The organism is Kitasatospora sp. NPDC088264, from assembly GCF_040685715.1.
In the GTDB taxonomy this organism is placed as follows: domain Bacteria; phylum Actinomycetota; class Actinomycetes; order Streptomycetales; family Streptomycetaceae; genus Kitasatospora.
Window position 1 is genome coordinate 1 of the sequence record NZ_JBFBIR010000084.1, and the last position, 26013, is coordinate 26013.

Here is a 26013-nt window from a genome sequence, read left to right on the forward strand (position 1 = left end):
ACACGGACCCGGCCGCCACGAGATCCTGAAAACGAGTCCGTGCCGCAAGAACCAAAGCCGGACAGTTGGGGGGAATCCCCTATCGAACACCCTCTCAGGGACGACGGGCGGGGCACCGACACCCGGGTGGACGAGCGGGGCCGGAGCGTGAAGAAGCCGGTCATGGCGACGAAGGACCTTCGGTTCTTCGACTCCCCGCAGGCCGAAGTGCTGCCCGACGGTCATCCCCGGCGCGGCATGTCCGTCGTCGCAGCGCTCAGCGACTGGCTCGTCCACACCAACCGCCGTCTCAACGGAGCCTGGACCCAGCGCTACGAACTCGGCATCCCCGTCACCGGCCTGGAGCCCATCGAGGTGGACGGCACGACCGGGACACTGGTCCACTTCAAGCCGAGCGCACCAGTCGGCCCGCTCACCACCCCAACGCTCACCGGCCCGACACTCACCGGCCCGACGCCGGACGACCTCACACACCTGGCCGCGACCTGGCCGCAGTTGGAGGTCCAGCTCGACGACCGGCGTGGGCCGTACTGACATTCGAGATATCCAGGACATCTGAGATATCTGGCCGGCAGCTGTCCGAGCTCCCGTGTGCCAGGTCCTCCCGCGTCTCAGGTCAGGCTCGCGGCCTGTTCCCCTGCCTTCCGGGGCGTCCTCTCGCGACGCGGGAGCAGCAGCGGGGTGGCGAGGAGGAGGATTCCGGCGGCGGCGATCGCGGTGCGGGGGCTGGTGGTGGCGGCCAGCAGGCCCCAGAGGGCGGTGAGGGCCGCGATGGCGGCGCTGCTGCTGATCGACCATGCGGCGAGGGTGCGGGCGAGCTTGTCGGGGTCGATCTGTTCGAGCCGGTGGGTGGCCAGCAGCGGATTGAACAGGCCGCAGCAGGTGACCAGCCCGAGCTGGACGGTGACGATGAGGACGATCCCGGGGGCGCCGGGCTGGACGAACGCCAGCCCGATGGGCCAGCACGCGCGCAGCACTCCGGCGGTGAGCAGCGTCCGGTGCTGTCCGAAGCGCGTCGCGAGCGGGCGGGCGAGGCGTGAGCCGAGCAGGCCGCCGACGCAGGGGGAGGCGAACACGAGGCCGTACTGCCAGGGTGCGTAGCCGAGGCGGCCGAGGAGGAGTACGGCCATCAGCGGTTCGGCGGCCATGATCAGGCCGTTGACCACGATCGTGTTGAGGAACAGCGGGCGCAGTGTGGGGTGGGCGAGGATGTGGCGCCACCCTTCGAGCAGGTCTCCGGCGCGCAGCCGTGGTGCGCCGGTCGGCGCGGGGTGCGGTTCGGTGCCGCCGATGGCGCGGATGCCGAGGGCCGAGAGCAGGTAGCTGAGGGCGTCGGCGACCACGGTCACCACCGGGCCGAACAGTCCGATGGCGGCCCCGCCGAGCGGTGGCCCGACGGTGGTGGCGGTCCACGTCGTCGATTCGAACCGACTGTTCGCGACGAGCAGGTCCTGGGCTGGCACGAGCGTCTTGAGGTACGCGCCGCCGGCGGCCTTGAAGGCGATGTCGGCCGCGGCGGTGACGACGGAGACGACTAGGAGTTGGGCGAAGCTGAGCCGGCCGAGCGCGAACGCGGCGGGGACGCTCAACAGCACCGCGAACCGGGTCAGGTCCATCGCCATCATGACCGGCCGTTTGCGCCGGAACTCCATCCACGGACCGAGCGGCACGGCGACCAGGGCCCCCACTGCCCGCCCCGCGGCGGACAGCAGCGCCACCTGGGTCGGTCCGGAGTGCAGCACGAGGATAGCGAGGAGGGGGAACGCGCCGAATCCGAGCCCCGAGCCGTAGGAGCTGACCGCGAACGCCGCCCACAGCCATCCGAACCGTCGCCCCAGTGCCCGCCGCCCGTTCATGCCCGTACGCCTTTCGCCGATCCGAACAACCACCCGATGACCACCGGCATCAAAGCGGATGGCGAATGGCGGGATCAAACAACCGATCCGCCGGGAAGGCACAACCATCCGTTGTGCGGACACGATGGGCGGCGTGGATCTCGACGCTGTGCGGGTCGACGGCGACGGCTTCGACCAGTTGCCCTGGTGGGAGCGTGCCGGAGGCACCGGCACGACGAGTGCGCGGTGCCGCCAGGAGCCGATGCCGTTGCAGCCGGTCTGGATGTGGTCGGTGATGACGTACCCGGGGACGATCGGCGAGCCCGAACAGGTCCAGATCCCGTCCTTGACCGGTTCCTGGAACGGCCACACCCTGCGGGGAGGAGGTGTGCACAACATGTGCCGATCGCATGAACAGGCAATCTTGGCCCAAAGTCGCCCTGCGCACGGGAGCCCGTCAGGTCGGAGCGATGGAAGCTGCGAGGTGGAAGCCCTGCGGGGGAGGCCGCGCGGTCGATGACGAAAGCGCCTGCGCCTGGCACCCGCAGGTCAGTCGGAGCAGAATCACGTCCATGTTCACGACCAATCGCCTGACGATACGCCAGTGGCAGCCCGAGGACCGCGAACGGGCACTCGACATCTACTCCCGCTGGGAGGTGACGCAGTGGCTGGGCCGCGATCCCCGCACCCTGGAGAACCTCACTGACGCCGAGGCGACGATCGAACGTTTCCGCTCCCGCTCGGCCGACCCGCGCTTCGGCATCTGGGCGGCGGAACGGAAGGACACCGGCGTGGTCGCCGGCTCCGTCCTGCTCGCCCCGATCCCGGACGGCGACGGAGAGGTCGAGGTCGGCTGGCACCTCCATCCGGACAGCTGGGGGCAGGGCTACGCCACCGAGGCCGCGCAGGGCGCCGTGGCCAAGGGATTCGCGGACGGCCTGGCCGAGATCCACTCGGTGGTCCGGCCGGACAACCGGCCGTCGCTGGCCGTCTGCCACCGGCTCGGCATGACCGCGCTGGGCCGCACCACCCGCTGGTACGGCATGGAGTTGGAGGAGTTCCGACTCACCCCCTGACGGGGATCCGGGCGAGGACAGCCCGTTCGGCTCGCCCGTCGCCCGGGCGGGCCGGTCCGCCGGATCCCGGCGCCGATTCGGTGACGGGTGGTCAGGTGAGGTCAGTCCCGGGGATCATCCCGTTCCCGTGTCGCTATCTGAGCGCATTAAGCCCGGATAGGCCGGTTCGCCCCCTTGAGGAGGACTTCGCATGCGTCGTCGCACGACCTGCCCCGTCTTGACCGCAGCCGTCGCGCCGGCCTTCGTGCCGCTCGCGGGCTGCACCGGTGTGGGCAGCGACGCTGCCGCGCCGGCGGTCTCCGCGCCTCCCCCGCCGGAGCAGGCGTTCGGCCCGAACTGCGCTGCGGGCGGCCTGCTGCTGACGCTCCGCCGGACCCGCCGCTGACCGCCGCCCTGCCGGTTCCGGGCACACCCGGGACCGGCAGGATTCCGGCTCCGTCGGGCCGTGCGGCACTGGTGCCCCCGGGCTGATCGCACGCCCTGGACAAGGATCGGGGCTCGTACCGGTGAAGCCGGTACGAGCCCCGATCCTGTTCCCCCACCCGCGCGAGGCGGGCGGAACCCTCAGCAGATCCGCGGGAGTTGCTCCCCCATCGGCAGGTCGATGACGCGGGTGCCACCGAAGGGGGTGCGGCAGACGACCATGCCGGGGTGGTCCACCACGCACTCGCCGATCACTGCCGAGCCCGCGCCCAGCGGGTGCGCCCGCATCGCGGCGAGGACGGCGTCGGCGTGCTCGCGCGGAACGAAGGCGACCAGCTTGCCCTCGTTGGCGACGTAGAACGGGTCGAGACCGAGGATCGCACAGGCGTTGGCGACCTGCGCGGGCACGGGGACGGCCCGCTCGTTCACCACGACGCCCACCCGGGCGGCCTCGGCGATCTCACCGAGCGCCGCCGCGAGGCCGCCCCGGGTGGGGTCGCGCAGCACGTGCAGGTCGGGTGTGACGGCCAGCATCGCGGCCACCAGTCCGCCGAGGGCTGCGCAGTCGCTCTCGATCTCGACACCGAATTCCAGGCCCTCGCGCACGCTCATGATGGCCACGCCGTGCAGGCCGATCTCACCGCTGACGATCACCACGTCACCGGGGGCGGCGCGCTGCGGCCGGATGTCGACTCCGGCCGGGACGAGCCCGATGCCGGCGGTGTTCAGGTACACGCCGTCACCGTGCCCGGCCTCGACGACCTTGGTGTCGCCGGTGACCACCTCCACCCCGGCGGCCCGGGCGGCGGCGCCCAGCGCCTGGGCGACGTGCGCGACCACGGCCGTCTCCACGCCCTCCTCCAGGATGAAGCCGCAGGACAGATAGGCCGCCTGGGCCCCGCTCATGGCCAGGTCGTTGACGGTTCCGTTGACCGCGAGGTCGCCGATGCTGCCGCCGGGGAAGAAGAGCGGCCGCACGACGTAGGAATCGGTGGAGAAGGCGAGCCGGGCACCGCCGAGCTCGACGACCGCCGAGTCCGCGAGCCCGGCGAGCACCGGCCCGCCGAAGGCCGGGGCGAACAGGTTCGCCACCAGTTCGGCCGACAGCACCCCGCCTCCGCCGTGCCCCATCACCACCCGGGGGTGATCGCGTAGCGGCAGCGGGCAGCTCCACCCGAGGATGTCCGGGGCGCCGCCGGCGCCGGTCAGGGTCTGGGCCTGGGTCTGGGTCTGGGTCTCAGCCAACGGGGCTCGCCTCCCGGGCGATGCCCGGCGCGTCGAGCCGCCGGTAGAGGTAGTAGGCGGCGCAGGCGCCCTCGCTGGAGACCATGGTGGCGCCGAGCGGGGTGCGCGGGGTGCAGACGGTGCCGAAGGCCTCGCACTGGTGCGGCTTGAGCAGCCCCTGGAGGACTTCCCCGCTGCGGCACTGCGCGGGTTCGACGGTGGTGATCCGCGCGACGTCGAAGCGGTGCTCGGCGTCGTGGTCGCGGTAGCGCGGGGAGAGCCGCCAGCCACTGTCCGGGATGACGCCGATGCCGCGCCAGGCCCGGTCCGTCACTTCGAAGACGTCCTCCAGCATGGCCCGGGCCGCCGGGTTGCCCTCCGGGCGTACGGCCCGCGCGTAGGCGTTGTCGACGGTGTGCTCGCCGTTCTCCAACTGCCGTACGGTGCGCCGGATTCCCTCCAGGATGTCCAGCGGTTCGAAGCCGGTGACGACGATCGGCACCCGGTGGCGATCGGCGAGCGCAGGGTATTCGTCGGTCCCCATCACGCTGCACACGTGTCCGGCGGCGAGGAAGCCCTGGACCCGGCACTGCGGCGAGTTCATGATGGCCTCGATGGCGGGTGGCACCCGTACGTGCGAGACCAGCATGCTGAAGTTGCCGATGCCCCGCTTCCTGGCCTGGTGCACCGCCATGGCGTTGGGTGGTGCGGTGGTCTCGAAGCCGATGCCGAAGAAGACGACCTCCCGGTGCGGGTTCTCCTCGGCGATCCGCAGCGCGTCCAGCGGGGAGTACACCACTCGGACGTCGCCACCCTCGCCGCGTACCCGGAAGAGGTCACGGCCGGTGCCGGGCACGCGCAGCATGTCGCCGAAGGAGCAGAAGATCACCTCGGGCCGGGCCGCGATCTCCAGCGCCTTGTCGATCACCTCCAGCGGGGTGACGCACACCGGGCAGCCCGGGCCGTGGATCAACTCGACTTCGGGAGGAAGTAGTTGGTCGATCCCGTGTCGGATGATGCTGTGTGTCTGACCGCCGCACACCTCCATCAGCGCCCACGGTCGGGTGACCGTCGCCCTGATGTCGGCGAGCAGGCCGCCGGCCAGCTCGGGGTTCTGGAACTCCTCCAGGTATCTCACCGTTCCTCCTCCCGCTTCGCCGAGGCCGCCGAGGCTGCCGAGGCCGCGGCAGCCTCCGCAGTCTCCGCGGCCTCCCAGGGGTCGCCGAACTCCTCCTGGAGCAGGCCGAGTTCCTCGAACAGCTGCAAGGTCCGGCGAGCCGATTCCTCATCCAGCCGCTGCAGGGCGAACCCGACGTGGACGATGGCGTACTCGCCCACCTTCAGGTCCGGCAGGTACTCCAGGCACACATCCTTGACGACCCCGCCGAAGTCGACGACCGCCATCCTGGTCCCGTCGCGTTCCGCGATCTCCAACACTCTTCCGGGTACCGCCAGGCACATCGCGGTCTCCCTCCTCTCTCCGGTTCCTCCGAACCTGCCGAACTTCGTGCGGGCGGCCACTCAGCCGTCGGCCCGCGCCGCCACCATCAACTGGCCGAGCGCGAGCCCCGCGTCGTTGGGCGGCACCCGGCGGTGCCGCAGCACGGTGAACCCGTCCTCCGCCAGGCCCCGCGCGCACGCCGAGGACAGCAGCGCGTTGGCGAAGACGCCGCCACTCAGCGCGACCGTCTGGGTGCCGTGCCGCCGCCCGATCTCGGCGCACACCGCCCGTACCAGCGCGGCCACCGCCGCGTGGAACCGGGCGGCGATCAGTCCGGGTGGCGCCCCTGACGCCAGGTCCGCCACCACCGCGGCCAGCACCGGCCCCGATCGGGCGGTCACCACCCCGCCCTCGTCGGCGAGTTGGAATGCGTAGGCCTCCCCCGGGCCGGCCACCGGCCCGTGCGCGAGGGCAGCCGCCTCCAGCTCGATCGCCGCCTGCGCCTCGTACCCGGCTTGCTGGCAGACCCCGGCCAGCGAGGACACCGCATCGAACAGCCGGCCCATGCTGGAGGTCGGCACGCAGTTCACCGATCGGTCCAACTGCTGGGATAGCAGTCGGAGTTCTTCAGCAGGGCAGGAACGCACCGGCGGCAGGCCGGCCGCCCACGGGAGTCCTGCCGCCCGCAGATGGGCCAGCGCCATCCGGTACGGACGCACCACGGCCGCGTCGCCCCCCGGCAGCGGAACGTAGTCGAGCCGGGCGAGACGCCGAAAGCCCCGGTAGTCGGCCAGCAGCGCCTCTCCGCCCCACACCGCGCCGTCCTCTCCGTAGCCGGTGCCGTCGAAGGCGATCCCGATCACGGGCCGACTGCCGTCGAGGCCGTGCTCGGCCATCACCGAGGCGATGTGCGCGTGATGGTGCTGGACGTCCCGCACCTCACGGCCCCGGGCCGACCTGCGCACGTGCCGGGCAGAGCGGTAGCCGGGGTGGCGGTCGACGACGAGCACTTCGGGCTGCACGCCGGTGACGGCGCCGAGGTGGTCCACCGCGCGGTCGAAGGCCCGGAGGGTGGCGAGGTCGTCCATGTCGCCGAGGTGGCCGGACAGCCAGGCGTAGCCGTCCCGGGCCAGCGCGAAGGTGTTCTTGAGGTCGCCGCCCGCGGCCAGCGCGGGCCGCACCGGCACCGGCAGGGGCACCGGGAGCGGCACGTAGCCGCGCGAGCGCCGTACCGGCAGCGGCTGCCCGTCCACCACCCGCACCACGGAGTCCTCGCAGGGCACGTGGATGGGGCGGTCGTGGGTGAGCCAGCCGTCGACCAGCGGGGCGAGGCGGGCGAGGGCCTCCCGGTCGTCCGTCACGATGGGCTCGCCGGACAGGTTGGCGCTGGTCATGACCAGCAGTCCGGGGCCGGGAGGGGCGAGCAGGAGGTGGTGCAGCGGGGTGTACGGCAGCAGCACGCCGAGGTCGGGGCTGCGCGGAGCGGCTGCTTCCAGTTCCGCGAGCCGGTGTTGCCCCCGGCGCAGCAGTACGATCGGCCGCACCGGGCCGGTGAGCAGGTCTTCCTCGACGGGCCCCAGTTCCACCGCCCCGGATGCCGCCAGGGCCCTGAGCTGTTCGAGGTCGCGGGCCATCAGGGCGAAGGGTTTGTCACCGCGCCGCTTGCGCCTGCGCAGCAGGGCGACGGTGTCCGCGTCGGTGGCGTCGCAGGCCAGGTGGTAGCCGCCGATGCCCTTGACGGCCAGGACCGCTCCGCAGGTGATCAGGCGCCGGGCCTCGGTGAGCGCCTGCTCGCCGTCGAGCACGGGGAGCCCGGGGACGGACAGGGTGAGGGTCGGGCCGCAGGTGTGGCAGGCGACGGGCTGGGCGTGGAAGCGCCGGTCGGCCGGGTCGGCGTACTCGCGGGCGCAGTCGGGGCACATCGCGAAGGCCGCCATCGTGGTGTTGGCCCGGTCGTACGGCAGGGCGGTGACGATGGTGTGGCGGGGCCCGCAGTTGGTGCAGCTGATGAACGGGTGCCGGTAGCGGCGGTCGGCGGGGTCGGCCAGTTCGGCGAGGCAGTCGGCGCAGGTGGCGGTGTCCGGGGGGATCTGGGTGCGGTGCGGTCCGTCGGCGCGGGAGGGGGTGATGACGAAGCCCGGTGTGCCGGTGACGGCCAGCGGCTGGTGGTCCACCGAGGCGACGTCGGCGAGCGGGGGCGCGTCGCTGGCGATGCGCCGGCAGAACGCGGTCACCGCCTCGCCGGTGCCCTCGATCTCGGCGAGCACGCCCTCGCCGGTGTTGGTGACGCTGCCGGACAGCCCAAGTTCGGTGGCGAGGGTGAAGACGAACGGTCGGAAGCCGACGCCCTGGACGAGTCCGCGCACGGCGACCCGGCGGCGCTGGAGCAGGGGCGGCTGCTGATCCGTGGTCACGGCAGGTCCACGGCCGGGTGCGGGTGGTCGTGGGCCCCCGCGTGGTCGTTGCCGTGGTCGTGGTCGTGGTGGTTGCCGAGGTCGTGGTCGTGGTGGTTGCCGAGGTCGTGGTCGTGCGCGCCGGCCATCACCGGCCGGTGGACCTGCGCGCCGGCCATCACCGGCCGGTGGACCTGCGCTCCGGCCAGCACCGCGAGCGCCCGGTCCAGCAGCGCCCCGGCGCCCTGCCCGGTGCGGGCCGAGGTGAAGACCACCTCCACCCCCGGGTTGACCCGCGCGACGCTCGCGAGGAAGGCCGCTTCGTCGAACTGTGCCGCGACCGCGAGGTCCGCCTTGGTGACCAGCACCAGGTTGGCCAGTCCGAAGGCGGTCGGGTACTTGAGCGGTTTGTCCTCTCCCTCGGTGACCGAGGCGAGGACGACCCGCAGCGATTCGCCGAGGTCGTAGGAGGCGGGGCAGACCAGGTTGCCGACGTTCTCGACGAACAGCAGCCGGGTGTCCGGCGGCAGCCAGCCGGCCAGGTGCCCACGCAGCATCGCCGTCTCCAGGTGGCACAGGCCGTCGGTGAGGACCTGCTTCACCGGCGCGCCCGAACGGGCCAGCCGGCGCGCGTCGTTCTCGGTCGCGAGGTCGGCGGTGAGGGCCGCGACGGGCACCTCGCGCTCCCGGGCCAGGCCGAGTTCGGCCTCCAGGAGCGCCGTCTTGCCGCTGCCCGGGCTGGACAGCAGGTTCACCACGACGGTGCCCCGAGCGGCCAGTTCCGCCCGCAGCCGCCGGGCGTCGTCGTCGTTGCGGGCGAGAACCGCCTGCCGGAGATCAACGGTGCGACACATCGGTTTCAGCCTCCTTGATCGGTCCGGGCGCCCGTCGGGGGCTCGGACCACTCGACGCCGAGGATCTGCAGCTCACGCCCGGCCAGCAGTTCGACCCTGGCGCCGGCGCAGCGCGGGCAGCCCAGGTCGGGCGGCATGCCGACGCTCCACTCGACCCCGCAGGGCGTGCACTTCGCCCGTGCGGCGACGGCCTCGGTCTCCAGCACCGCACCTTCCAACAGCGTTCCGGCGCAGGCCAGTTCGAAGCAGAAGTCGAGTGCCGACGGAACGACTCCGGCCAGTTCGCCGATCTGCAGCCGGACTCTGGCCACGGCGCTCTCCCCGTGTGCGCGGGCGGCCCGGTCCACCTGGTCGACGACGGCCGTCGCGATCGACATCTCGTGCATCTGTCTCGTTTCCCGCGGTTGGAGGCGCCCGGCTCCGTGGGGGCGCGGGCCCGGTGTCCGGGCCCCGTGAGCAACAGGCCCCGTGAGCAACAGGCCCCATTACAGGGTGCGGCGGCGGGAACGGCTCGAAGCCGCGCCGCCGCCGTATCCGTGACTACCTGTTCGCAGCACGCCGGTGGTGGTCCCCGCGCGTACTGCTCCGCTACCGCATCCGCTCCTACATCCGCCGGATCCGCAGGTAGCGCCTCAGGTCGGGAAGGCTCTGCCAGATCAGCGCCGCGGCTGCGGCCAGGACGGCCGCGGCAGCCGCGACGGCGAGGTTCTTCAGCATGGTGCCGCCTCTCTGTGGGTGTGTGCGTCCGTGGTGAGGACGCGCAGGATCACGGCGACCGCCTCGTCGACGGCGGCGGCCACCGGGGTGCTCAGTCCGATTCCCTCCTCCAGTGAGGCGGGTTCGCAGCCGACCACCAGGACCCGCCCGGGCGCGGTGCCGCCCGTTCCGGCGGCCAGGGTCGCGAGCAGGGCGAGCACGGCGTCCGGGCCCATCCGGTGGCCGTCCAGGACCATCGATTCCACCGGTCCGGCGTCCGCTTCGATCAGGTACACCGTCCCCGGCTCGCCGCCGCGTGCGGTGGCGTCGACGAGCACCAGCGTCCGGTAGCCGTCGAGGAGTTGGTAGGCCAGGTGCACGCCGCGCACGCCGACGTCGAGGAGCTCGACGCCGGCGGGCAGCTCCCGGGCGGCGAGGCGCCGGACGGTCTCGACCCCGAAGCCGTCGTCGCCGAGGAAGATGTTGCCGACCCCGGCGACCAGGACCCGCCCGGTCCGGTCGGCGCTCACGGCCCTTCCACCGGGGTGACCTCGTCCGGCTGGAAGTACCGGAAGCGGCCCTGCGCCCGCCACAGGTCGGCACCCGGGTCGTCGTCCACGGTGACGGCCAGGTGCACCGAACCGTCGACGTCGTGCAGCACCGCCTCCACCAGCGCGGTGCGCCCGTGCAGGAACACGTCCTGGGCGTCGGTGCGGCGGCGCCCGGGCCGGAGCCGCACCCGGCTGCCGGCGGCGACCGGGCGGCCGTCGATCATCACCTGGTCCCGTTCGGGGTTGGTCTGCGGGTCGTTGCCCGGGTCCCACCAGGGCCGGTCCGCCCCGGCTTCGGGGTGGGTGAGTTCGCGCAGCCCCCGGACGGCGCCGTGCAGCCGCTCCAGGATCTCGGGGGGCATCGAGTCGGCGAGGTCGATCACTGCGCCGGCCCGGTCGTCGGTGCCCCGGGCCTCGCGCTTCTCCCGCTCGGTCAGGGCCGCGGTGCGCAGCGCGAGGATCTCGTCGATCTCGGTGGCGTCGTAGAGCGCGCCGGGGCTCTCGGGGGCGATGTGCGGGTGGTCATCCAGGATGATCGGCGAGGAGAGCAGCACCTTGCCGCTGCCGGGCGGGCCCGCCAGCACGGGCCAGGTGTGCTCGTTGCGGCAGGCGCGCACCGCCTCGCCCGCCCACTCGGGCGGGTCGGTCGCCGAGAGGAAGGAGCCGCGGTCGAGGCCGAGCAGCAGGTGGGCCGAGACGAGGGCGTGCGCCAGTGCGGCCTCGCGTCGGGTGCCGGGCACCGGGTCCCAGTCGGAGGTGTTCTCCACCAGGACGGTCAGCCGCTGCGCCCGGTAGGGGCCGGGTACGTCCTGGGCGGTGATCCGCAGTCGGCCCTGGACCCGTTCGCGGCGGCGCAGGAGCCGCCCGGCCAGCGCACCGTCCTCGACGAGCGGCTCCTCGTCCTCGGACGCGTCGAGTTCGAAGCCGCGGACGGCTTCACCGGCCGCCAATTCCTCGACCGGGATGAGGAGTTCGATCCGCTCCTCGACCCCTTCGTCCCAGGGGACGAGCACCCGGTCGGCGAGCTCCAGCTCATCGACGGTCCGGAATCCGCCCTGTCTGCCGGCCTCTTGGACCGTCCGCCGTTGGAGGCGCAGGAACCGCAGCTCGACGGCCAGCTGGTCGCCCTGGCGCGCTTCCATCACGCACTCGGTGCGCTGGTGGGAGTGCTCGCCGCTGTCGGCGCCGTAGCGCGGCGGGGTCAGGACGCCGAACTGCCAGCGCAGCCGGTTCTTGGCCGCTGACGCCCGGTAGGGGTAGAGCACGTAGCCCTCGAACAGGACGGCGTCGGCGATCTGCCGGGCGTGGGCGAACCTGTTCTCGCTCTCGTGGGCGGGCGCGGTCACCGCTCCCCCTTCGCGGTCTGGGCCGCCTTGACGGCCTGGGGTGGCTTCGCGGCCTGGGTCGTCGCTGTGGTCCGGGTCGGCGCTGTGGTCTGGGTCGTCGCTGTGGTCTGGGTCGGCTTCGTGGTCGGGGCCGTGCCGAGCAGCTCGCGCACGGTGGCCTCCCAGGACGGCAGGGCGTGCCGGGAGCGGTAGGCGAGCAGTTCGGCCATCAGGTCGGCGGGCAGCCGGAGCCAGCCGCAGCCCGGGAAGTGCGCGTCGATCGCCTCCCGCCAGACCTTGACCGGCATCCGCACGACGGCTTCCTGGTCCCAGGCCACCGGGGTGACCTGGAAGCCGCCGGGGCCGGCGAAGGCGGTACCCGAGAAGAGCAGCAACAGCGGCACGTCCCCGTCGTCCAGTGCGGCGAGGTAGCGGGCGGCGGAGACGTCCATGTCGTAGGTGCAGGGCACCACCAGGTCGGTCTCGGTTTCGCCGGTGAACGCGCCGACCAGCAGCGGGACCTGGGCGAACTGGACCGGGTGGAGGGTGCCGGCCCAGCGTGAGCGCTCGCCGAACAGGTCGGTCAGCCGCCCGCCCTCGGCGTCGCCGTAGCGGCGGCGGGCCGGTTCGATCCGCAGTTGGCAGCGCAGCGCCAGCGCGTGCACCCGCACGTCGGCGGGGGCGGTGATGCGCAGCCGGAAGACGAGGGCGGGCCCGGCGGCGTAGGGATCGGCCCGCACTCCGGTGCAGGCGAAGGAGATCGAGGTCACCGGGCGCCGCCTTCGGGGAGGACGCGGGACCGGGCGGCCAGGCGGTCGAAGAAGGCGGCCTGTTCGGCGCGCGCCTCGGCCCCGCCGTCGAAGCCCTTCCAGCAGCGCCGCAGCCGGCCGACGAGTTCGTAGCAGACGTCGACCGGCACCAGGTAGCACTGGATGCCATCGGTGTCGCGCCGCAGCAGTAGCGCCTCGACGTCCGGCCGCAGCGCGGCGTGGAGGCGGCTGCCGCCGAGCGCGGCCTGCCAGGCGGCCTCGTCGGGTTCGGCCTCGGTCGCGCCACCCGGGCCGGGGTAGAGCAGGACGGACCGCTGCAGACGCGTGGTGCGCAGCAGGAACGCGGTGGCGACCGGGATGCCGAGGGCTGCCCAGGCGTCCTCGCCGAGGGGGTGGGCCGGGTCGGTCAGGTAGCGGTCGGGGACGGCGCGGTAGCGGCCGTCGGCCGCGCCGGGCTGCTGGAACAGCAGGGCGCAGGCGGTGCAGGCGCAGGTGAGCGCCTGCTGGTCGGTGTCCGCCAGGTGGCGGTGCTCGGCGGGCAGGTGCCGGCCGCAGAACTCGCAGCGTTGCGGCTGCGGGGGTGCGGGCTCCCGCAGCCGGCGCAGCAGCGCGGTGCCGGGCCGGTCGAGCTGGCGGAAGGTCATCGCGGGTCCGCCGGGGGCCGAGCGCCGATCTGCAGCAGTTCCGCGGGGCGTTCGAGCTCGACCGCGGTGACCTCGGGGGCGTGGCAGGCCAGGGCGTTCTCGATGTCCTGTTCGCCGCACCCGCAGCCGCTGCGGGTGCGGCGCAGCCGGGCGGTGCCGGTGGCGGGGTCGAAGGCGGCCAGGTCGACCGGTTCGGGCAGGGTGGCGAGTGCGCGGGTGATGCGGGCGGTGACGTCCTCGGGGTGCAGGTCGTGCAGGACGAGCAGCCCGGCCAGCGACGGTTCGTCCAGCAGCCGGGCCAGCGCGGCGGGCGGCAGGGCCTGGACGAGGCGGGCCAGGGCGTCGCCGTAGAGGGCCATCAGTTCGCGGACGAGGTGCTCGCCGGCCTCCTGCGCGTCGGCGCCGGCCAGTTGGTCCAGGGCCTCCTGGATGCGGGCCCCCGCCTGTTCCGGGGTCATGCGGTGAGTCCGCTCAGCCCGGTGGGCACGTGCATGGTCTGCACCGTCTTCCCGTCACCCAGGTACATGTGGACGCCGCAGGGCAGGCAGGGGTCGAAGCTGCGCACGGCGCGCATGATGTCGATGCCCTTGAAGGTCTCCGGGGGGTTCTCCTCGAAGATCGGGGTGTTCTGGACGGCGTCCTCGTAGGGGCCGGGGGTGCCGAAGCTGTCGCGGACGCTGGCGTTCCACGGGGTCGGCGGGTAGGGGTGGTAGTTGGCGATCTTGCCGTCCCGGATCACCATGTGGTGGGACAGCACGCCGCGTACGGCCTCGGTGAAACCGCAGCCGATCGACTCGTCCGGCACCTCGAAGCGCTCCCAGGTCTGGCTGCGCCCGGCCCGGACCTCGTCGAGCGCCTTCTCGGCGAAGTGCAGGGCCGCGGCGGCCGCGTAGGCCTGGAAGTAGGTGCGGGCGCGGTTGCGTTCGATGGCGTTGCTCCACTGCGGGATCTTCCACTCGAAGGTGGTCTCCGGCTTGGTCATGGAGCGCGGCAGGTTGATCTGCACGCTGTGTCCGGTGGCCTTGATGTAGCCGATGTCGACCAGTCCGGACAGCGCGGTGGACCACAGGCGGGCGATCGGACCGCCGCCGGTGTCGAGGGCGAGGTAGTCCTTGCCGTCGAACCAGCGGGGGGACATCACCCAGCTGTACTTGTCGTCGAAGTCGCGTTTCTGCGGGGCCGGGATGGTGTGCTGGTTCCAGGGGTGGCGGGGGTCGACGGGGTTGCCCAGCGGGTCGTGGGTGACGAAGAGCTCCTTGCCCTCCCAGTCCTGGTAGTAGGAACTGCCGAGCAGGATGCGGATGCCGAGGTTGATCTCGGTGAGGTCGTTGGTGACGAGCTTGCCGTCCACCACGATGCCCGGGGTGACGAACATCCGCCGGCCCCAGTCCGTCATGTTGCGGTAGGTGAAGTCGCAGTGGTCCGGGTCGTTGAGGCTGCCCCAGCAGCCGAGCATGACGCGGCGCCGGCCGACCTCCTCGTAGCCGGGCAGGGCCTCGTAGAAGAAGTCGAAGAGGTCGTCGTGCAGCGGCACGACCTTCTTCATGAACTCCACGTAGCGCATCAGCCGGGTCAGGTAGTCGGTGAACAGCTGGACGGTGGCCACCGTGCCGACGCCGCCGGGGTAGAGGGTGGAGGGGTGCACGTGGCGGCCCTCCATCAGGCAGAACATCTCCCGGGTGTAGCGGCTGACCTGGAGCGCCTCGCGGTAGAACTCGCCCTCGATGGGGTTCAGTGAGCGCATGATGTCGGCGATGGTGCGGTACCCGTGGTCGCCGGCGTGCGGTGCCTCGGTGCGTTCGGCCAGTTCCAGGACGCCGGGGTTGGTCTCGCGGACCATCTTCTCGCAGTAGTCGACCCCGACCAGGTTCTCCTGGAAGATGTTGTGGTCGAACATGTACTCGGCGGCCTCGCCGAGGTTGATGATCCACTCGCCGAGGTGCGGGGGCTTGACCCCGTAGGCCATGTTCTGCGCGTAGACCGAACAGGTGGCGTGGTTGTCGCCGCAGATGCCGCAGATCCGGCTGGTGATGAAGTGCGCGTCGCGCGGGTCCTTGCCGCGCATGAAGACGCTGTAGCCGCGGAAGACCGAGGAGGTGCTGTAGCACTCCGCGACCTTCTTCTGCTTGAAGTCGATCTTCGTGTGGATGCCCAGGCTGCCCACGATCCGGGTGATCGGGTCCCAGGACATCTCCACCAGACCGCTGCCGTCGCCGGCCGTCCTGGTCGTCGGTGCCATCGTCTGTCATGCCCTTCTGTCAGCGGGAGGAGGCTCTGCAACGGCCCGCCCGCCCCGGGCGGGGCGGGCGGGCCGAAGGGGGAAAGGGGTCACCACGGCGGGCGGTAACCGGTGGTCAGGCGGCGCCCCGTGTGCCGCCACTTGGGCTCCCTGTCGACCGTCCGGCCCGTGATCGTGCGCAGGCGGCGGATCACCGCCCCGTACGCCGAGCTGGCACCCGTCGAGACCCGGGAGCCGGGAGGCGGGTCCATGAACGGCATGAACTTGTCGGGGAAGCCCGGCATGGTGCAGGCGATGCAGATGCCGCCGACGTTGGGGCAGCCGCCGATGCCGTTGATCCAGCCGCGTTTGGCGACGTTGCACTTGACGACCGGGCCCCAGCAGCCGAGGCGCACCAGGCACTCGGGCGTGCCGTAGTCGGTGGCGAACTGGCCCTGTTCGTAGTACCCGCCGCGGTCGCAGCCCTCGTGCACGGTCGCGCCGAACAGCCAGGCCGGACGCAGCTTGTCGTCCAACGGGATCATCGGCGCGGAACCGGCCAGCTGGTACAGCAGGTAGGTCAGCGTCTCGGCGAAGTTGTCGGGCTGGATCGGGCAGCCCGGCACGCAGACGATCGGCAGGCCCGCCTTGGACTTCCAGTCCCAGCCCAGGTAGTCGGGCACGCCCATGGCACCGGTCGGGTTGCCGGCCATCGCGTGGATGCCGCCGTAGGTGGCGCAGGTCCCGATGGCGACCACCGCGGTGGCCTTGGGGGTGAGGCGGTCCAGCCACTCACTGGTGGTGATCGGCTGGCCGGTGTCCGGGTTGTCGCCGAAACCGCACCAGTAGCCCTCCTCCTTGATCGTCTCGTTCGGGATGGAACCCTCGACGACCAGGACGAAGGGGTCGAGCTCGCCGCGGTCCGCCTTGAAGAACCACTCCACGAAGTTGTCCGCGCCCTGGACCGGACCGCACTCGAAGTCGATCAGCGGCCAGTGGACGGCGACCTCCGGCAGGCCGGGGAGCGCGCCGGTGACGATCTCCTCGATGCTGGGCTGCATCGCCGCGGTCAGGGAGACCGAGTCCCCGTCGCAGCTCAGACCCGCATTGATCCAGAGAATGTGCACCACGGCGGCATCGGCTGAAGTTGTTGCAACCGCACCCATGAGGATGCCTCCTCAAAAAAACGGGAGCCGAACAGATAGGCTCAAAAAATTCATAGCAGCAGTTCAGTCCGGCCGCCGGTCCAGAGAGCCGGGCAGGTCGCTCGAAGGGACGCGCGCCGGTGCACCCGTCCGGGTGGCCGTCAGCCGGACTCGGCTGGTCTCGAAGGGAGCCCGCACTGAACACCCCGCTCGCGGAGGGCCTGGCACTGGTACTGCTGCTCGCCGTGCTGGCCTGTGCCGTCGTCCGGCCGTGGGGCTGGCCCGAGGCCGCCGTCGCGGTGCCCGCCGCCGCCCTGCTGGTCGCCACCGGAGCGATATCGCCCGCGCACGCGTTGGAGGAGGCCGAACGGCTGGGGCCGGTGGTCGGGTTCCTGGCGGCGGTGCTGGTACTGGCGCAGCTGTGCGACGAGGAGGGGCTGTTCCACGCCTGCGGGGCGTGGATGGCCCGGACCGCCGCGCGGCCCAAACGGCTGCTGGTGCAGGTGTTCGCCCTGTCCTCGGTGATCACCGCGGTGCTGAGCCTGGACGCGACGGTGGTGCTGCTGACCCCGGTGGTGTTCGCGACCGCCACCCGGCTCGGAGCCCGGCCGAAGCCGCACGTCTACGCCTGCGCACACCTGTCGAACACCGCGTCGCTGCTGCTTCCGGTGTCCAACCTGACCAACCTGCTGGCGTTCGCGGCCAGCGGCCTGAGCTTCACCCGGTTCGCCGCGCTGATGGCCCTGCCGTGGCTGGTGGCGATCGGCGCCGAGTACGCGGTCTTCCGCCGGTTCTTCGCCGCCGACCTGGACAGCGGGGCCCCGCCGCCACCGGACGAGGCGGCCCCCGAGCTGCCGCTGTTCGCGCTCGTCGTGGTGGCCTGCACGCTCGGCGGGTTCGTCCTCACCTCCGCACTGGGCGTCAATCCGGCGTGGGCGGCCGCAGCGGGGGCCCTCGTGCTGGCCGGCCGGGCGCTCGCCCGGCGCCGCATCACGCCGACGGCGGTCGTCCGGGCCGCGAACGTTCCGTTCCTCGCCTTCGTCGTCGCCCTCGCGATCGTCGTCCGCGCCGTCGTCGACAACGGCCTCGCCACCGCGCTCGGCCACGTGGTCCCCGCCGGCACCGGCCTGCCATCCCTACTCGCGGTCGCCGTGCTGGCCGCCGTCCTCGCGAACGTGATCAACAACCTGCCCGCCGTCCTGGTCCTCCTGCCGCTGACGGCGGCCTCCGGCCCGGGTACGGTGCTGGCGATGCTGCTCGGCGTGAACATCGGCCCCAACCTCACCTACGCCGGCTCCCTGGCCACCCTGCTGTGGCGCAAGATCGTCCATCAGCACGGGAGCACCGTCCGACTGGGCGAGTTCACCCGCCTCGGCCTGCTCACCGTCCCGTCGGCGCTGGTGCTGTCCGTCCTGGCGCTGTGGGTGTCGCTGCGGGCCCTGGGAGGCTGACGGGCGGGGCGCCCGTGGGGCGGGCGCCCCGGGGCGCGGGGGTGTCAGGAGATCATGAAGTCCCGGACCGGCAGGGGGCGGTTGACCACGCGGACGTCGCCGATCCAGCCGTGGAAGACCTGGCTGAGCGCGCCGCCGTACTCGTAGCCGCCGAGCAGCCAGGGGTGGCCGAGGGTGCTGAGGCCCTCGGACGGTGTCGAGGGGTTGCGGACGACCTCGCAGCCGTTCACGTACATCCGGGTGAGCCGCTTGTTGTTGACGACCGCGACGTGCCACCACGCGCCGAGCGGGAGTTCGTGGCCCCAGTTGGTGACGGGGCCGCTCAGGTTGGTCGGGTAGACGCACCACTGCAGCTCCCGCCCGCCGGACAGGCTGAGCGTGGCGACCGGCTCCTGCGGGTCGGTGTCGGGGCCGGTCTTCCCCGCCTCCCCACTCGTGCCCCAGCGGCTGAGCAGCGCCGTCCAGGCGTTGCGGCCGGCGTCCCAGTCGGCCGGCAGCTTGAAGAACGCCTCGAAGGTGTAGCCCTGCTGGAAGGTGTCGGCGTTCATCGGGGCCTTGGCGACGGTCTGCAGGTACGCGCCCTGGACCGGCTTGCCCCGGCCATCGAAGTAGAGGCTGCCGCGGCCGGGCTGGTCGGGGTGCGACTCGGTGGACCAGGTGAGCGTCCCGGCCGGGCTGCCCGGGGCGGTCTGCTTGACGAGGTCGTTGCCGTGACCGCTCAGGTCCTTGACGACCTGGGAGTCGGCGACGGCGCTGCCGGCCGGCCGGCCGCCGTCAAAGCGCCAGTAGGCGACCGTGCCCGGGATCGTCAGCTGACGCGCGGGGCGGGCCGGGCGGGCCGGGACCGGGGCGAAGCCGGCGAACCGCCGCGCGAAGTCCACCTGCACCGAGAAGCTGTCCACCGGGCCGGTCAGCTCGATCTCCTGGCTGGCGAGGCGGTTGACCTTCTCGGCGGCCAACTGCTGGATCCAGGGCGAGTACGTCCGCACGTCGATGGTGTTGCGGTCCAGGTCGAAGCGGTAGGCGCGGATCATCGCCGCGCCGCCGTAGTACCGGTTCTGGTAGTTGGTGATGTGGACGTGGACGTCGTGGCCGGCCTTGTTGGTCAGCGTGGTGCTGCCGGGCGGCCAGTAGTGGCCGTTCAGGGTGAGGAAGATCTGGTCGTTGCCGCTGATCAGCCTGTCCCAGAGCGCGTGCCCGTGGTCGGACAGCTGGGCGGCGCCGCCGTCGTCGGCGTAGGCGAGGTCGTGGGTGGTGAGGATGACCGGCACGGTCGGGTGCTGGGCGATCACCGAGTTCGCCCAGGCGAAGCCGCGGTCGGACAGCCGCCAGTCCAGCGAGAGCACCATCCAGTCCCGGCCGGCTCCCCGGAACAGGTGGTAGGTGTTGTAGCCGTCCGGGCTCGCGCCCTTGAAGGTCGCCGAGCGGGCGAACCGGGCCGGGTTGAAGGTGTCCAGGTACGCCGTCCGGCCCCGCTGGTCGTCGCTGCCCGAGCCGACGTCGTGGTTTCCGGCCAGGACGCTGTAGGCCGCGCCGTGGCGGTCGAGGAGGGTGAAGGCCTTGCCCGCGGCGGCGAACTCCTCGGCCTTGCCGTTCTGGGTGACGTCGCCCAGGTGCGCGAGGAAGACGAAGTTCTCGTCGCTGCCGTCCAGCACGTGGCGCAGCGAGGCCTCCAGCGGGGCGGGGTGGATCCGGTCGTCGTCGAAGAGGTACTGGGTGTCGGGCATCACCGCCAGCGAGAAGCGGGGGCCGTCCGGGTCCGGATCCCAGGCGCCCCGGCCGTCGTCCGCGGCGGCGGGCGCGCCGAAGGCGTCGGCCGTCGCGTCGGCGGGCTCGTCCGCCGACGCCGTCGCCGTGGAGCCCGCCCCGAGGACCGCCAGCCCGGCGCCTACCAGCCCCGTCGCGCGCAGGAAGGCGCGGCGTCCGGCCGCCGCCGGCGCGTCGGAGTCGAACCCGACGGTCCGCGGGCAGCTCGACCCGTGGTCGTCGTGGGGAAGGTCGTTCTGATGGTGGTTCATCGGGGCAGCTCCTCGGGCCGTGCACGGTGATCGCGACGTTAGGGGCACGACGCGGACCGCCGATCGGACGGCCGGCCTCCGCACGGTGAACGCCCGGGGAACGTCCCCCGCGGGCCTGTTCCCCGTCCGGCTTCTGCTGCTGGGTCAGTGGCCGGGTCAGTGGCCGCCCTTGGGTTCGGTGCAGCCGCCGTCCAGGTACATGCCGTGCGGGTGGATGTCGGGCGGGGAGGTCAGCAGGCCGCTGACGCACAAGACGGCTTCGGGGATTTGGAGGTCGAATCCGGGGGCGCCGGTGGAGGTGCGGACGTTGACCAGCTCGGCGGGGTAGCCGAGGCGTTGGAGCGCCGCGCGGAGGCCGGCTTCGTCGAGGACGGCCGGCGTGCCGGCGGGCCGCAGGGCGTCCGCGATCCGTGCCGCGTGGGCCTCGCCGCGGCACTGGGCGTCGGCGAGGAGCCTGACGGTCTGTTTGTAGGCGTGGTTCTCCGCGTACTTGTCGGCCCAGGTACCGCCGTCGCCCGTGGGGGCGGCGGCCGGGGCGGACGGCGGTGTGGCGGCGACGCCCGCGCATGTCGCCGCGACCTGGGGGAAGAGCCGGTCGTGGCGGGCCAGGGCCTCGGCCCCGGCCTGGCCGGGCTCGCGGGATTCGGTGTGTGATGCGTTGCTCGGTGCGCTCGTCGATCCGCAGCCGGCGAGCGCCAGCGCCGTCACGGCCGCCGCCAGGCCGGTGGCTGTCCTGCTCCAGGTGTGCCTCATCTGCCTTCTCCCCCTCGGTCGTTGACCCTCGGTCGTTGACCCTCGGCCCGTTGCCCCCCGATCACCGGATGATTGTCGCGCACGAGGGCGGCGGCGGGCGGGTCAGTCAGCGAACGGGCCGGTGTCTCCGAAGGCGAGGCGGGTGAAGTGCTCGGCGATGCGGTGGTGGCCGGCCTGGTCCGGGTGCAGGTCGTCGGGGAGCGGGTGGTCGTCGTGGTCGGTCCGGCCGTAGAGCGAACGGCCGTCCAGGTAGTGCAGGTTGAGGTCGCCGTCGGCGGCGCGGGCGGCGACGATGCGGGCGAGTTCGGTCCGGATGACGGTGAGGGTGAGGCGGCCCGCCGCGGTCTCGGCCGGGTCGCCGGTGGCCCGGAAGCGCAGTGCCCCGGTGCTGAAGTCGACGGCGAGGGGCCCCGGGGTGTCCTCCTGGATCGGGCAGAGGATCGGGGAGACGACGAGCAGCGGCGTGGCCGGGTGTCCTTCGCGGACGGTGTCGAGGAAGCCGTGCACCGCCGGGACGAAGGCGCGCAGGCGCATCACGTCGGCGTTGACGAGGTTGATGCCGATCTTCAGGCTGATCAGGTCGGCGGGGGTGTCGCGGATGGCGCGGGCGGTGAACGGGTCGAGCAGCGCGCTGCCGCCGAAGCCGAGGTTGACCAGGTCGACGCCGCCCGCGGCCGCCGCCAGGGCGGGCCAGGTGCCGGTCGGGTGGGTGGCGTTGGAGCCGTGGCTGATCGAGCTGCCGTGGTGCAGCCAGCGACGGCGGGTGCCGTCCGGGACCGGGGTGACGGGGGCGTCGGTGTCGAGGGCGAGGAGTTCGGTGGTCTCGGTGTGCGGGAGCCAGATCTCGACGGTCTTGTCCCGTGCGGGCAGACCGGTGAACCGGGCGGTGCCGGGCGGGCCCTGGGTCAGCTCGACGCGGCCGGCGCCCAGGTCGATGGTGCGCAGGTTGCCGCCGGACACCGTGGTCTGCGCCGTCAGCTGCCCGTCGACGAGGAGGTCGTACACCCCGTCGGGCGGGGTGGGCACGCCCACGTAGGCCCGCTTGGTCGGGACGGTGTGCAGGTCGATCGCGGTGGCGCGGGTGCGGAAGGCCAGCCGGACGCCGGTGGGCTGGGACTCGGCGATCGCGAGCTGTTCGTCGGGGATCTGCCGGCGGGCCCGGGCGGGCAGGCGGTGCGGCAGCAGGCCGCGTTCGGTGTGCTCGACGTCGAGGTGGCCGTGCAGCAGGGCCTCGGTGACGGGGGTGGTGAAAGAGGTGTTCATCGCTGTTCCATCGCGTTCTGCGCGGGCCCTGCCCGCGCCATGTGCTTTCTGCCATCCGACTATAGCCAGTATGGGATTACCTAATGAGTTTAGGCAAATGGGATTACAGCCTTGGATTCCCGGTCCTGGATCCCCAGGCCTTGGCTGTCGGCGGCGGCCACGGCCGCGGCGTCAACCCGCCAGGATGACCGTCTCCGCCGGACCGGAGAAGCCGGCCTGCTGGGCCGGGGCGCCGGTCGCGGCGAGGCGGCGGTGCTCCTGCGGACTGACCCCGCGGACGCGCTTGAAGGCCGCCGAGAGGGCGAAGGCGTTGCTGTAGCCGACCTTGCGGGCCGCGAAGGCGACGGTGCACTCGGGTTCGCGCAGCAGGTCGGCGGCGACGGCCAGCCGCCAGCCCGCCAGGTAGGCCATCGGCGGTTCGCCGACCAGGCCGGTGAAGCGGCGGGCCAGGCCCGCCCGCGACACCCCGACCCGCTGGGCGAGGTCGGCGACCGTCCAGGCGGTGGCCGGGTCGTCGTGCATCAGCCGCAACACCGGTCCGACGACGGCGTCGTGCTGGGCGCGGTACCAGGCCGGGGCGCCGGAGTCGGGGGCGGCGAGCCAGGAGCGCAGCACGGAGACGACCAGCAGGTCCAGGATGCGGTCCAGGACCAGCTCCTGACCGGGCTCGTTGCGCCCTATCTCGGCGGCCAGCAGGTGCACCAGGGTGTCGTCGGCGCCGGTGCCGGCCGGGCGGACCAGCAGGGCCGGCAGGCAGGCGAGCAGGCGCTGACCGATCTCGTGCTCGGCCTGGTAGGTGCCGGACAGGACCACCGAGGACGCCTGGTCGCCCTCCCGGCCCTGCCCCCAGGTCCGGACGCCGAGCGACATCACCTCGGAGACGTCCACACCGCCGCGCGTGCAGACCTGCCCGGGGCCGACGATCACGTCCACGGGGGTGTCGGGGTCGTCCGCCACCGTGTACGGCTCCGGACCCCGGACGATCGCCACGTCGCCGGGGTGCAGCAGCAGCGGCGTGCCGCGCTCGGGCAGGATCCAGGCCTCGCCGCGAACCATCGTCACCACCGACAGCGGGGCCCGGTCCTCGATCCGCAGCGACCACGGCGGGGTGAGGATCGAGCGCAGCAGGAACGCACCGCGGGCCTTGGGGCCGTCGAGGAGTCCCGTCAGAGTGTCCATGGCCCCAAGTGTAGACGGCAAGACATCATTTGACGGTTCGTCATTTGAGAGGGTCTTGAGTGATCGAGGTGGCCCGAGCGGCCCGGATGCCGGATGATCGGCGCACGGGGGACAAACCGATACGCAGATACGCAGATACGCAGAGACAGTGAGGGGCTACGAAGATGGAACTGGCACGCACACTCGCACTGGTGGCGGCCACCGTCACCTGTGGACTGACCGCCGGGTTGTTCTACGCCTTCGCGTGCTCGGTCATGCCCGCGCTCGCGCGGGTCGAGGACCGCACCTTCATCGAGGTCATGCAGCGCATCAACGTGGCCATCCTGAACGGCTGGTTCGTCCTCGGCTTCGTCGGCGCCCTCCTCACCACCGGCGCCGCCGTCGCCCTCCACCTGCCCTCCGACGGCCACCACGCGCTACCCGCCACCGTGGCCGCCCTGGTGCTCTACATCGCCGCGATCGGCGTCACCCGCTCCGTCAACATCCCGCTCAACGACGAGCTCGCCGCCGGCGGCGAGCCCCGACGCATCACCGACCCGGCCGCCGTCCGGGGGCGCTTCGAAGCCCGCTGGGTCCGCTTCAACGTGCTTCGCGCCCTGCTCTGCACCGCCGCCGTCGCCTGCCTCGCCTGGGCGCTGATCCTGCACGGCCAGGCCTGACCCCGCGCCCGGCCGGACCCCCGGATACGACTTCGAACTCCCGCGTGCCTCGTGGGAGTTCGAAGTCGTATCCGGGGGCTATGGCCCGTCCGGCGGATCTTGCCCCGGACAGGGCCTAGCCGCAGAGGGTCCCGAAGGTGTACCCGCGTGACTTGAGGGTGGAGAGGATCGTCGGAAGTGCGGCGGCGGTCTGGCTGCGGTCTCCGCCGCCGTCGTGCAGCAGGATCACCGAACCCGGGCGGACGTTCTTCAGCACCCGGGACTGGATGGCCGCCGTTCCCGGCCGGGACCAGTCGGTCGGGTCCACCGACCACAGCACGACCTGCTTGCCGAGCGCCGCCGCGCGCGAGCGCACCGCGCCGTCGACCGCACCGTAGGGCGGGCGCAGGCAGCTCGGGGTGCGGCCGGTCTGGGCGCGGATCGCCTTGTCCGTGTTCGCCACCTGGGCGTTGACGGCGGAGGCCGAGAGCCGGCGCAGGTCCGGGTGCGACCAGGAGTGGTTCTGCACGCTGTGGCCAGCCCGGGCGACCTGCCCGGTGAGCGCCGGATGGGCGGCGACGTTCTGCCCGATCTCGAAGAACGTCGCGCGCACGCCGTAGCGGGCGAGGATCCCGAGGATCCTCGGCGTGTACGTGGGGCTGGGGCCGTCGTCGAAGGTGAGGTAGACGACCTTTCCTCCCTTGTCGGCCTTGGCGCCCGCCGCCTCGGCGGGTGCGGCCGGCACCGCGACCGCCGCTCCCGCCACCAGGGCGACGGCGAGTGCGCCGATCGCGGTCCGAATCCGCCCAACCGCCCTGCGCCTGCCGGAATGTACGGCCATGCCTGCCCCCTGCCCCTGGTGCCGGAACCGCCCTGTACCGACCAGTCTGCGCCGAAGGGCGCCGCCGCCGCGACCGGCCGGGGGTGAATTCGGCCAGCTGCCCGGCGGGTTGACCAGCCGCGGAAACAGGGCCGGGCACAGGGCCAGGCACAGGGCCGGGCACGGTGACCGCCCCCGGTGGGGATCCACCAGGGGCGTCAACCCCGTTGCGGGGCCCGGCCGTTCAGCGCGAGGCGCGGCCGTGCAGGACCAGCGCCCGGGTCAGGGCCGCCAGGCCGCCCGTGCAGAGCAGCGTGCGGAGCATGTTGGTGGCCACCCAGGTGCCCTCGAACTTGGCGCGCACGCCCGCGAAGTCGGTGATCTGGGACGGGTCGCCGGCCTGCGCCAGCTGGTTGTTGAGCGGGATGTTGACGCCCATGGTGACCATCAGGGCCACCACGTAGAGCACCGTCGCCCCGGCGGCCCACAGCGCCGCCTGCCGCCGCCCGGCCTTGTGCTGGAGCCAGGCCGCCACGCCCGTCGCCACGAAGGCTCCGACGAAGACCAGGCCGAACATGCCGTTCTCGATCGACTTGTTGATGTGCTGCATCGCCGTCACGTACGTCCGGTCGTCGCCCGCCGCGAGGCCCGGCATCACGGACACGTCGAAGGCGAAGAACAGGCCCGCCATCAGGCCCATCGCGATGGTGGCGCCCGCCAGGACGGGCCCGGCGGCCTTGCTCCGTGCGGCGGGGGCCGCCGAGGCGCCCGGCGCGAGGCCGCCGAAGGAGGATGGAGCGGAGTAGGAAGCTGGAGTCGCGGTCTGGTTCGAGCGCATCGGTAATCCTTCGATTTCTCCCCGGCCCCCGCCCAGCGCGGGGGCCACCACGGTGCCCGGGCACCGGCTTCCGTACCGCTCCCGGGTTCGACCCGGATGGACGGTCAGGAAGTCGGCGAGGCCCGGCACCGACGATCAACGAAACTGACTGGCCTGCGAGTTGTGCGGCGCGGTGGGCGGCTCACACGTCCCAGACCCCGGACGCGGCGGCCTCGCGGGCGAAGTCGGCGAAGTCCCGCGGCTCACGCCCCAACGCCCGCCGCACCCCGTCCCCCAACGAAGCGTTACGACCGTCCAGGATCACCGAGAACAGCTCCGCGAAATCCCCCGGCAGACCCGCCTCCTCCAACACCCCCCGGTACGCCGCCTCCGACACCGCCTCGAACCGCACCTCACGACCCGTCGCCCGCGACAACTCCACCGCCACCTCCGCGAACGACAGCAACCGCGGCCCCGTC

25 protein-coding genes and 1 pseudogene are annotated in these 26013 nt (G+C 72.5%); 5 read left to right on the forward strand and 21 right to left on the reverse strand.

All coding sequences use genetic code 11. The features are described 5' to 3' along the window. The first annotated feature begins 162 nt into the window (after positions 1-162). Entirely contained in the window at positions 163-534 is a 372-nt protein-coding gene (locus AB0O82_RS35550; protein WP_363588676.1) for a hypothetical protein, read from the forward strand. A 77-nt stretch (positions 535-611) separates the two neighbouring features. On the opposite strand, the gene AB0O82_RS35555 is transcribed toward AB0O82_RS35550, so the two are convergent. Continuing rightward, positions 612-1856, reverse strand: coding sequence for an MFS transporter (locus AB0O82_RS35555; protein WP_363588678.1), 1245 nt, complete (start codon positions 1854-1856; stop codon positions 612-614). A 551-nt stretch (positions 1857-2407) separates the two neighbouring features. Here AB0O82_RS35555 and AB0O82_RS35560 point away from each other — a divergent pair. Together AB0O82_RS35560 and AB0O82_RS35565 are read left to right on the forward strand one after the other, a co-directional pair. After that, positions 2408-2911, forward strand: coding sequence for a GNAT family N-acetyltransferase (locus tag AB0O82_RS35560; protein WP_363588679.1), 504 nt, complete (start codon positions 2408-2410; stop codon positions 2909-2911). Positions 2912-3101: 190 nt separating this feature from the next. Further along, on the forward strand, positions 3102-3296 hold the full coding sequence (locus tag AB0O82_RS35565; protein ID WP_363588681.1) for a hypothetical protein: 195 nt from the start codon (positions 3102-3104) through the stop codon (positions 3294-3296). 179 nt (positions 3297-3475) lie between these two features. Here the strand turns inward: AB0O82_RS35565 and hypE are convergent, their stop codons facing one another. The 13 genes from hypE to AB0O82_RS35630 form a co-directional block, all read right to left on the reverse strand. Further along, positions 3476-4543 (reverse strand): hydrogenase expression/formation protein HypE, encoded by a 1068-nt coding sequence (hypE, locus tag AB0O82_RS35570; RefSeq protein ID WP_363588712.1) that lies wholly within the window; start codon positions 4541-4543, stop codon positions 3476-3478. Between the two features lie 28 nt (positions 4544-4571). Then, complete coding sequence (gene hypD, locus AB0O82_RS35575; protein ID WP_363588683.1) at positions 4572-5696, reverse strand: hydrogenase formation protein HypD; 1125 nt, start codon at positions 5694-5696, stop codon at positions 4572-4574. Beyond that, on the reverse strand, positions 5693-6019 hold the full coding sequence (locus AB0O82_RS35580) for a HypC/HybG/HupF family hydrogenase formation chaperone (RefSeq protein WP_363588714.1): 327 nt from the start codon (positions 6017-6019) through the stop codon (positions 5693-5695). Before AB0O82_RS35580 ends, hypD begins: the two co-directional genes overlap by 4 nt. Before the next feature lie 60 nt (positions 6020-6079). Further along, positions 6080-8413, reverse strand: coding sequence for a carbamoyltransferase HypF (gene hypF, locus AB0O82_RS35585; protein WP_363588685.1), 2334 nt, complete (start codon positions 8411-8413; stop codon positions 6080-6082). After that, a complete protein-coding gene (hypB, locus tag AB0O82_RS35590) occupies positions 8410-9246 on the reverse strand; it encodes a hydrogenase nickel incorporation protein HypB (protein ID WP_363588687.1) in 837 nt (278 codons plus the stop codon). The genes hypF and hypB overlap by 4 nt, the downstream gene beginning before the upstream one ends. Positions 9247-9251: 5 nt before the next feature. Continuing rightward, a complete protein-coding gene (gene hypA, locus AB0O82_RS35595; protein ID WP_363588689.1) occupies positions 9252-9632 on the reverse strand; it encodes a hydrogenase maturation nickel metallochaperone HypA in 381 nt (126 codons plus the stop codon). A 324-nt stretch (positions 9633-9956) separates the two neighbouring features. Continuing rightward, positions 9957-10472: a hydrogenase maturation protease gene (locus AB0O82_RS35600; RefSeq protein ID WP_363588691.1), complete on the reverse strand. Its 516-nt coding sequence runs from the start codon at positions 10470-10472 to the stop codon at positions 9957-9959. After that, positions 10469-11839, reverse strand: coding sequence for a hypothetical protein (locus AB0O82_RS35605; protein WP_363588693.1), 1371 nt, complete (start codon positions 11837-11839; stop codon positions 10469-10471). The genes AB0O82_RS35600 and AB0O82_RS35605 overlap by 4 nt, the downstream gene beginning before the upstream one ends. Further along, complete coding sequence (locus AB0O82_RS35610) at positions 11836-12588, reverse strand: DUF6084 family protein (protein ID WP_363588695.1); 753 nt, start codon at positions 12586-12588, stop codon at positions 11836-11838. Before AB0O82_RS35610 ends, AB0O82_RS35605 begins: the two co-directional genes overlap by 4 nt. Beyond that, positions 12585-13232 (reverse strand): DUF5947 family protein, encoded by a 648-nt coding sequence (locus AB0O82_RS35615; protein ID WP_363588697.1) that lies wholly within the window; start codon positions 13230-13232, stop codon positions 12585-12587. The genes AB0O82_RS35610 and AB0O82_RS35615 overlap by 4 nt, the downstream gene beginning before the upstream one ends. Next, entirely contained in the window at positions 13229-13690 is a 462-nt protein-coding gene (locus AB0O82_RS35620; protein WP_363588699.1) for a thioredoxin, read from the reverse strand. Before AB0O82_RS35620 ends, AB0O82_RS35615 begins: the two co-directional genes overlap by 4 nt. Beyond that, positions 13687-15471: a nickel-dependent hydrogenase large subunit gene (locus AB0O82_RS35625; RefSeq protein ID WP_363588701.1), complete on the reverse strand. Its 1785-nt coding sequence runs from the start codon at positions 15469-15471 to the stop codon at positions 13687-13689. Before AB0O82_RS35625 ends, AB0O82_RS35620 begins: the two co-directional genes overlap by 4 nt. A gap of 89 nt (positions 15472-15560) precedes the next feature. Next, on the reverse strand, positions 15561-16616 hold the full coding sequence (locus AB0O82_RS35630; protein ID WP_363588702.1) for a hydrogenase expression protein HypE: 1056 nt from the start codon (positions 16614-16616) through the stop codon (positions 15561-15563). A 176-nt stretch (positions 16617-16792) separates the two neighbouring features. Here AB0O82_RS35630 and AB0O82_RS35635 point away from each other — a divergent pair, with 176 nt between their 5' ends. Continuing rightward, a complete protein-coding gene (locus AB0O82_RS35635) occupies positions 16793-18046 on the forward strand; it encodes an SLC13 family permease (RefSeq protein WP_363588716.1) in 1254 nt (417 codons plus the stop codon). Between the two features lie 44 nt (positions 18047-18090). On the opposite strand, the gene AB0O82_RS35640 is transcribed toward AB0O82_RS35635, so the two are convergent. From AB0O82_RS35640 to AB0O82_RS35655, 4 genes are all read right to left on the reverse strand, one after another. After that, on the reverse strand, positions 18091-20064 hold the full coding sequence (locus AB0O82_RS35640; RefSeq protein WP_363588704.1) for a LamG-like jellyroll fold domain-containing protein: 1974 nt from the start codon (positions 20062-20064) through the stop codon (positions 18091-18093). A 156-nt stretch (positions 20065-20220) separates the two neighbouring features. Further along, entirely contained in the window at positions 20221-20817 is a 597-nt protein-coding gene (locus AB0O82_RS35645; RefSeq protein WP_363588706.1) for a hypothetical protein, read from the reverse strand. 102 nt (positions 20818-20919) lie between these two features. Further along, complete coding sequence (locus AB0O82_RS35650) at positions 20920-22080, reverse strand: GDSL-type esterase/lipase family protein (RefSeq protein WP_363588708.1); 1161 nt, start codon at positions 22078-22080, stop codon at positions 20920-20922. Positions 22081-22251: 171 nt separating this feature from the next. Further along, positions 22252-23259 (reverse strand): AraC family transcriptional regulator, encoded by a 1008-nt coding sequence (locus tag AB0O82_RS35655; RefSeq protein WP_350886904.1) that lies wholly within the window; start codon positions 23257-23259, stop codon positions 22252-22254. Between the two features lie 164 nt (positions 23260-23423). Between AB0O82_RS35655 and AB0O82_RS35660 the strand changes: the two genes are divergently transcribed. Continuing rightward, positions 23424-23918 carry an anthrone oxygenase family protein gene (locus AB0O82_RS35660; RefSeq protein WP_063350758.1) on the forward strand — a complete coding sequence of 165 codons (495 nt, stop codon included), beginning with the start codon at positions 23424-23426 and terminating at the stop codon, positions 23916-23918. A 115-nt stretch (positions 23919-24033) separates the two neighbouring features. On the opposite strand, the gene AB0O82_RS35665 is transcribed toward AB0O82_RS35660, so the two are convergent. The 3 genes and pseudogenes from AB0O82_RS35665 to AB0O82_RS35675 all read right to left on the reverse strand — a co-directional run. Further along, the gene (locus AB0O82_RS35665) at positions 24034-24738 is read right to left on the reverse strand and encodes a polysaccharide deacetylase family protein (protein WP_363588710.1); all 705 of its coding nucleotides are present in this window, start codon (positions 24736-24738) and stop codon (positions 24034-24036) included. 223 nt (positions 24739-24961) lie between these two features. Continuing rightward, positions 24962-25555, reverse strand: a complete 594-nt coding sequence (locus AB0O82_RS35670; protein WP_063350756.1) for an anthrone oxygenase family protein — start codon at positions 25553-25555, stop codon at positions 24962-24964. A gap of 181 nt (positions 25556-25736) precedes the next feature. Next, positions 25737-26013, reverse strand: a pseudogene (locus tag AB0O82_RS35675) (NmrA family transcriptional regulator); the annotation flags it as partial.